6 protein-coding genes are annotated in these 8,084 nt (G+C 63.0%); 5 read left to right on the top strand and 1 reads right to left on the bottom strand.

Annotated features, from left to right (window positions below; genetic code table 11):
* Positions 1–216: 216 nt before the first annotated feature.
* Complete coding sequence (locus NKJ06_RS33195; protein ID WP_352629647.1) at positions 217–1,503, top strand: NAD(P)/FAD-dependent oxidoreductase; 1,287 nt, start codon at positions 217–219, stop codon at positions 1,501–1,503.
* 363 nt (positions 1,504–1,866) lie between these two features.
* Positions 1,867–2,727, top strand: a complete 861-nt coding sequence (locus NKJ06_RS33190) for an SH3 domain-containing protein (protein WP_352629649.1) — start codon at positions 1,867–1,869, stop codon at positions 2,725–2,727.
* 106 nt (positions 2,728–2,833) lie between these two features.
* Here NKJ06_RS33190 and NKJ06_RS33185 read toward each other — a convergent pair whose 3' ends face one another.
* Entirely contained in the window at positions 2,834–3,580 is a 747-nt protein-coding gene (locus tag NKJ06_RS33185) for an SDR family oxidoreductase (protein WP_352629651.1), read from the bottom strand.
* A 314-nt stretch (positions 3,581–3,894) separates the two neighbouring features.
* Here NKJ06_RS33185 and zwf point away from each other — a divergent pair, with 314 nt between their 5' ends.
* From zwf to edd, 3 genes are all read left to right on the top strand, one after another.
* Positions 3,895–5,364, top strand: coding sequence for a glucose-6-phosphate dehydrogenase (gene zwf / locus NKJ06_RS33180; protein ID WP_352629653.1), 1,470 nt, complete (start codon positions 3,895–3,897; stop codon positions 5,362–5,364).
* Positions 5,346–6,062, top strand: coding sequence for a 6-phosphogluconolactonase (pgl, locus tag NKJ06_RS33175; RefSeq protein WP_352629654.1), 717 nt, complete (start codon positions 5,346–5,348; stop codon positions 6,060–6,062). Before zwf ends, pgl begins: the two co-directional genes overlap by 19 nt.
* Before the next feature lie 72 nt (positions 6,063–6,134).
* Entirely contained in the window at positions 6,135–7,958 is a 1,824-nt protein-coding gene (gene edd, locus NKJ06_RS33170; RefSeq protein WP_352629656.1) for a phosphogluconate dehydratase, read from the top strand.
* Positions 7,959–8,084 lie beyond the last annotated feature (126 nt).

Here is an 8,084-nt window from a genome sequence, read left to right as displayed (position 1 = left end):
GCGAATAGCGAATAGCGAATAGCGAATAGCGAATAGCGAATAGCGAATAGCGAATAGCGAATAGCGAATAGCGAATAGCGAATAGAAATGATGAGACGGGCGACATAGCCTCGATCAACCCTCACTTTTCAATTCTTCCCCATTTTCTATTCGCTATTCGCTATTCGCTACTCGCTATTCGCTTCCCCCTCCAAATCTCCGAGTCTTCACCGCATCATGCCCTACCAATCCCCGATCTCCCCCGGCCGCTCCTGGTACGAAGACACAGCCGGACCGCGGCCTGAATACCCCGTGCTCGATGGCGACCGTACCTGCGACGTCGTCATTGTCGGCGGCGGCTTCACCGGCCTGTCGGCGGCGGCACATCTGGCCAAGGCTGGAGCGGATGTCGTGCTGATCGAGGCGTACCGTTTCGGAGACGGCGCTTCTGGGCGCAATGGTGGTCAACTTGGCACTGGCCAGCGTGCCTGGGTCGAGGACCTGGAAGCCGAATATGGCTTTTCCCGCGCCAAGGCGCTGTTCGATCTCGCCGAAGAGGCGAAGACGCATCTCCTCGAATTCGCCGCTGCCAACCAGATCGATATCGACTACATGCCGGGCCAGCTTTCGGTGGCGCACAAGCCGCGTTATGTCGACGACTACAAGGCGCATGCCGAGATCATGGCGAGCCGTTTTTCCTACCCACATATCTCGTTCATGGATGCCAAGGAGACGGCGGAGCGGCTGGGGTCGACCGCCTACTTTGGCGGGACGCGCGACACCGGCACTGGCCACATCCACCCGATGAAGCTGGTGATCGGTACGGCGCGGGTGGCAGCGCTTGCAGGCGCGCAGCTGTTCGACGAGACGCCCTCGACGGGCATCATTTCCAGTGGCGGCAAGGTCAAGATCTCGACACCGAGAGGCACGCTGACGGCGCAGAAATGCCTGATCGCGGTCAACGCCTATGGCGGCACGCTCGAGCCGGTGAGTGCGGCGCACATCATGCCGATCGGTTCGTTCATCGGCGCGACGGTGCCTCTGGGAGCGGACTCGAACGTGTTGCCGGGCGGCGAGGCGGTCGACGATTCCCGCTTCGTCGTGCGCTATTTCCGCAAGTCGAGGGATGGCCGGCTGCTGTTTGGCGGACGCGAGATCTATGGCGTCAACGATCCGAAGGATATCCACATCCACATCCGCCGCCAGATCGCGGAACTCTACCCGGCATTGGGGGATGTCGAGATCACGCATGGCTGGGGCGGCTATGTCGGCATCACGGTGCCGAGAAAGCCGTTCGTGCGCGAAGTGATGCCCAATGTCATCTCGGCCGGCGGCTATTCCGGCCACGGCGTCATGCTGTCGAACTTCTTCGGCAAGCTCTATGCCGAAACCGTCGCCGGCAACCGCGACCGGCTGAAGCTAATCGAGGATCTAAAAATCCCGCCGTTCCCTGGCGGTCGGCGCTTCCGCACGCCGCTGCTGTTTCTGGCGCTCAACTGGTTTGCTTTGCGCGACAGGATCTAGAGCCTGCTCCGTCCCGACGGTAAAAGGATCGGTTCCATCTGCTGGTTTGCATGATTTTGGCGAAAGCCTGATGCCACTTTCGGGATCATGCTCCGGGCTGGACAGGATCGCTCTGAATTCCTGTAATATTGCTGTAATATTTGTTGCCGTAGCGGCACATTGCGGAATCCCCATCAAAGGTGCAGAATCGGCTGGGAAGGCGTAGTGATGCCACAATCGCCGGCAAAAGATGCCGGCTGTGGGCGACTGATGGGGAATTCTGCGGGTTTGCCCGCTTTGGTTTCTTGGGACCGATGCAGATCTTTAGCCAGGTTCTTGGCTTTCGATCTAAAGAACATTGGCCCACTTATGGAGGTGGCAAAAGTGAAAGAGCCCTTCAGTTTCGGTACGCCGGAACGTCGGCGCTTTGCCATGCAGTTCGGATACGACATGCGGCCGTCCTTCTGGCAGGGAGTCCGTTCGAACTCGCATCTGGTGATCGCCGCAATCGGCACTGCCGCGTTGCTTGGCGTCGCTGCCGTGGCGCTATGGCTGGCATTGCCGGCCGGCGACAGGCAAGCGGCGGCGAGTTCCGAGCAGACAATTCCAGCGATTCCGGTGAAGACGACGAAAATAGCCCCGGTGGGGGCCGCGGTCGCCGCGGCAGCCGTGCCGCAGATGCGCAAGTCCGACACGGTTTCACCGACCGTGGCGGCTGCGGAAGCCAACGTACAAGCGCTCGCGGCCAATGATCCGCGCTGGACCGGTTCGCAGCCGAAGGCTGCATCCGCTTCCGACGCGCCTGCTCCCAGCCAGGCGGCGAACCAGGCTGAACAGGCGCCGGACAAGCCGGTGGCGGCGTTCGCGCAGCCGGCAGCCGATACCGATGCCAGCACTGAATTAGCCAAGGTTGCCGCGCCCCCCGCGGCGGCGGGCAGCCATCCCGATGGCGCACAAACCGCCGCCATCCCCGCGGTGCAGCCGCCAGTGCCGGCGCAACAGCCAACGACTGGAGGCGACGACAGCAAGGCCAAGGCGAAGCCCAGGAAGGTCGCGGCCGCCGGAACGGGGCGTATCCTGAGGGCGGTGACCATGCGGAGCGGCCCGAAGAAAAATGCCGCCGCCATCGCCACGGTGCCGGCCAGAACCTCGGTGCAGGTGATGAGCTGTAAGCAATGGTGCCAGATCACCTACAACGGCAAGACCGGCTGGATTTACAAGAGTTACATCAAGACCGGCGCCTGACGCCACCGCGATCTGCCGCCAAGCATGCTGCCAATTTCAGGCATTTTGACTTGCATGATCCGTTCCGAAAATCGGTACCGATTTTCGGAGTCATGTGTTGGCACTTTCAGATACAGCGGCCGCCGTCGACCTCCAGCGCCACACCGGTGATGAAGGCGGCTTCGTCGGAGGCCAGCCAGAGTGCGGCGTTGGCGATGTCGAGCGGCGTCGAAAGCCGGCCGAGCGGGATCGATGCGCGGAACTTCTCGCGGATTTCGGGTGTGTCGGCGCCCATGAATTTCTCCAGCATGCCGGTCTCGCCGGCAACCGGGCAGAGGCAGTTGACGCGGATGTTCTTCGGTGCCAGTTCCACCGCCATCGACTTGGTGGCGGTGATCGCCCAGCCTTTCGACGCATTGTACCAGGTGAGGCCGGGCCGCGGCCGCAGACCCGCCGTGGAGGCCGTGGTCAGGATGACGCCGCCGCCTTGCCGCTCCATGATCGGCACCACGGCAAGTGCCGCGTGATAGATCGCCTTCATGTTGACTGATGTGATCAGGTCGAAGGTTTCCTCGTCGACGTTGAGCATATCGCCGTTGCGATGGGTGTAGCCGGCATTGTTGACCATGATGTCGATGCGGCCGAAGGCGCTCTTCGCGGCATAGACCATCTCGTCGAATTCGGAGCGCAGCGAAACATCTGTCTGGGTCCAGATCGCCGCTTCACCGATCTCGCCTGCGACGCGCTCCGCGCCCTTGGCATTGAGATCGGCGACAACGACCCTGGCGCCCTCCTGCGCAAAGCGCCTGGCGATGCCTTCGCCAAAACCCGACGCAGCACCGGTGATGACGGCAACCTTGTTTTCCAGACGCATGATTTTCCCGCTCATGATTGGTGACGATCGACCGGCACGCCAATGGCGTGCGTCCGCGCCAAGCCACGGCTTCTGACCGGGTTGGTCGAAAGATGTGCGGCCATCGCCGATTTCTCCTTTGGCTTTCGCCCCGATCCCGCTCTATGCTGCAACTGCGAAGGCTTCCGGAGCCGCGCCTGTCGACAAGCCTCCGGGGTACCGGACTGTCAAGAGGCACGCGCCACACTCAGATGTGACACCATGGCACTGGAAAATTTAAATCGATTAGATTATATCAGCCGCGTATTTGTGACCGGCGTCAGAGCGGACAGACCATGACCAGCCAGATCATCCCCGTCGACCCTTTCGACTTCATCATTTTCGGCGGCACCGGCGATCTGTCGGAACGCAAGCTTCTGCCGTCGCTCTACTATCGCCAGCGCGACCATCAGTTCTCCGAGCCGACGCGCATCATCGGCACGTCGCGCTCGAAAATGAGCGATGAGGAATTCCAGGCCTTCGCTAGCCAAGCGATCTCCGAGCACGTCAAATCGGCCGATATCGACGCCAAGGAGCTGAAGACCTTTCTGGCGCGGCTATCCTATGTTTCGGCCGATGCAACGACCGGCGCCGGCTTCGACAAATTGAAAAAGGCGATCGGCGACAGCGACCGCATCCGCGCCTTCTACCTGGCGGTGGCGCCGGCGCTGTTCGGCGATATCTCGCACAAGCTGAAAGAACACAATCTGATCACGCCGAACTCCCGCATCGTGCTGGAGAAGCCGATCGGCCGCGACCTTGCCTCGGCGCGAGCGCTCAATGATCTGGTCGGCGACGATTTCCACGAAAGCCAGATCTTCCGCATCGACCACTATCTCGGCAAGGAGACGGTGCAGAACCTGATGGCGCTGCGCTTTGCCAACGCGCTCTACGAACCGCTGTGGAACTCCGCCCATATCGACCACGTGCAGATCACCGTGGCCGAGACCGTGGGGCTGGAAGACCGCGTCACCTATTACGACAAGGCCGGCGCGCTGCGCGACATGGTGCAGAACCACATACTGCAGCTGCTGTGCCTCGTCGCCATGGAAGCGCCGTCATCGATGGATGCCGACGCGGTGCGCGACGAGAAGCTGAAGGTGCTGCGGGCGCTGAAGCGCATCAACGGCAACGAGGCGCCGAAGCACACCGTGCGTGGCCAGTACCGCGCGGGCGCCTCGGCCAGCGGAGCTGTAAAGGGCTATGTCGAGGAGCTTTCCCACGACAGCAACACCGAGACCTTCGTCGCCATCAAGGCCGAGATCGGTACCTGGCGCTGGGCGGGCGTTCCGTTCTACCTCAGGACCGGCAAGCGGCTGGCAACCCGGGTTTCGGAAATCGTCATCGAATTCAAGCCGATCCCGCACTCGATCTTCGGCGACAGCGCCGGGCCGATCTTCGCCAACCAGCTGGTCATCCGGCTGCAGCCCGACGAAGGCGTCAAGCAGTTCATCATGATCAAGGATCCGGGTCCGGGCGGCATGCGGCTGCGCCAGATCTCGCTCGACATGAGCTTCGCGCAATCCTTCGATGGCCGCGCGCCGGACGCCTACGAGCGGCTGATCATGGATGTCATCCGTGGCAACCAGACCCTGTTCATGCGCCGTGACGAAGTCGAGGCGGCGTGGAAATGGATCGACCCGATCCAGAACGCATGGGAAAGCGCCAGACAGGAGGCGCAGGGCTATACGGCAGGCACCTGGGGACCCTCGGCCTCCATTGCGCTGATCGAACGTGACGGGCGGACATGGCACGAGAGCAATTGAACGGCACCGCCTATAGCTGGAACGGCTTCGCCGGGCGCCAGGAGCTGGCGGCCGCCCTCGCCGGTCATGTCGCCGACCGCCTGACCAGGGCAATCGCCGAGCGCGGCATAGGGCTGCTCGCCGTCTCCGGCGGCACCACGCCGGCAAAATTCTTCGCCGCCCTATCGGCGATACCCATCGCCTGGGACAAGGTGATCGTGACGCTGGTCGACGAGCGCTTCGTGCCGGCCTCCTCGCCGCGTTCCAACGCCGGGCTGGTGGCGGCCAATCTCTTGCAGAACGCGGCCAAGGCGGCCCGTTTCGTGCCGCTCTATCACGAAGCCACCAGCATCGAGGATGCGGCTTCATCCGACAATGCGGCGCTGCGGTCGCTGCCCTGGCCGCTCGATGTCGTCGTGCTCGGCATGGGGCCGGACGGCCATACCGCCTCGTTCTTTCCCGATGCCGATGACCTGGCAACACTGCTCGATCCGTCCTCCGACAGGATCGTGCTGCCGGTTCATGCGTTGAGTGCGGGAGAGCCGCGGCTGACGCTTTCGCTGGCGCGCATTGTCGATGCCGGCTTCATCGCGCTGCACATCGAAGGCGAGGACAAGCGCACCGCCTTCGACGGCGCGGTGGCATCTGGACCGCGAAAGCCAATCCGCGCCGTGCTCGATGCCGCACAGAAGCCCGTAGAGGTTTTCTGGGCGCCCTGATTTGAAATGTACTGAGGGTCCCGGCGGACAGCCGGTTTGTGTTCCGGGACCTCGCCTGAAAGGACCGACACCATGACCGTCAGACGCGACATCGAAGCCATCACCGAGCGTATCCGCCAGCGTTCAAAGCCAGGCCGCGAGCGTTATCTCAGCCGCATCGCCGAGGCGTCGAGCCACACCGCCAATCGGGCCGTGCTGTCGTGCGGCAATCTCGCCCACGGCTTTGCGGTGTGCAGCCCCTCGGAAAAGCAGGCGCTGGGTGCCGACAAGGTGCCTAACCTCGGCATCATCACCTCCTACAACGACATGCTGTCGGCGCATCAGCCTTTCGAGACCTTTCCGGCGCTGATCAAGGACGCGGCACGCGAGGCCGGCGGCATTGCCCAGGTCGCAGGCGGGGTGCCGGCGATGTGCGATGGCGTGACACAAGGCCAGCCCGGCATGGAGCTGTCGCTGTTTTCGCGCGACGTGATCGCCATGGCGGCCGCGATCGGCCTGTCGCACAACATGTTCGACGCCGCCGTCTATCTCGGCGTCTGCGACAAGATCGTACCGGGGCTGGTGATCGCAGCCCTCACCTTCGGTCATCTGCCGGCGGTGTTCATTCCCGCAGGACCGATGACCACTGGCCTGCCGAACGATGAAAAGGCCAAGGTCCGCCAGCTCTATGCCGAGGGCAAGGCGGGACGCGCCGAACTGCTGGAGGCCGAGTCCAAGTCCTACCATGGGCCGGGCACCTGCACCTTCTACGGCACGGCGAATTCCAACCAGATGCTGATGGAGATCATGGGTCTGCACACGCCCGGCGCTTCCTTCGTCAATCCCGGCACACCCCTGCGCGAAGCGTTGACCCGCGAGGCGACCAAGCGGGCGCTGGCGATCACCGCGCTAGGCAATGCCTATACGCCGGTTGGCCGGATGATCGACGAGCGTTCGATCGTCAACGGCATCGTCGGCCTGCACGCCACTGGCGGCTCGACCAATCACACCATCCACCTGATCGCCATGGCGGCGGCGGCCGGCATCGCCATCACCTGGCAGGACATTTCCGACCTTTCGGAAGCGGTGCCGCTGCTGGCGCGAGTCTATCCGAACGGTCTCGCCGACGTGAACCATTTCCACGCGGCCGGCGGCCTCGGCTTCCTGATCCGCGAACTGCTCGACGAAGGCATCCTGCACGAGGATGTGCAGACGGTCTGGGGCGAAGGCCTGCGACCCTACGCGGTCGAAGCAAAGCTCGGCACCGATGGCAGCGTGGTGCGCGAAGCCTCGCCGCGGACAAGCGGCGACGAGAAAGTGCTGGCGCCGTTCAACAAGGCATTCCAGGCGACCGGCGGCCTGAAAGTGCTGTCGGGCAATCTCGGCCACGCCGTCATTAAGACGTCCGCCGTGAAGCCGGAGCGGCGCATCATCGAGGCGCCGGCCAAGGTTTTCGACAGCCAGCAAGGGCTGAATGAAGCGTTCAAGGCAGGCACGCTGACCGGCGATTTCATCGCCGTCATCCGCTTCCAGGGGCCGAAGGCCAACGGCATGCCGGAACTGCACAAGCTGACCACCGTGCTCGGTATCCTGCAGGATCGCGGCCAGCGCGTGGCGCTGGTCACCGACGGGCGCATGTCTGGCGCCTCCGGCAAGGTGCCGGCGGCGATCCATGTGACGCCGGAAGCAGTCGAGGAGGGTCCCATCGCCAGGATCCACGAAGGCGACATCATCCGGCTCGACGCCGAGGCTGGGACACTTGAGGTGCTGGTGCCGGCCGGCGACTTCGCATTGCGCCGGACGGCCGATGCCGACCTCATCGGCAACGAGTTCGGTTTCGGCCGCGAGCTGTTTGCCGGGTTCCGGCAATTGGTCGGTCGCGCCGACCACGGCGCCAGCGCGTTCGGCACGGCTTGACGCAATCATCATCCTGTCCATGAAAAAGGGCGGCTCTTGGCCTAATGCAGTTCACTTAAGCAAAGTTGGGTAAGATTTTTCGATCAGGATGGGGATTCGTTCCCATCCTGGTTGTGTTTTTGATGT

The organism is Mesorhizobium sp. M0293 (assembly GCF_040321735.1).
GTDB lineage: Bacteria > Pseudomonadota > Alphaproteobacteria > Rhizobiales > Rhizobiaceae > Mesorhizobium.
Note: the sequence above shows the minus strand (reverse complement) of the source record. Positions and strands in the feature narration are given on the sequence as shown.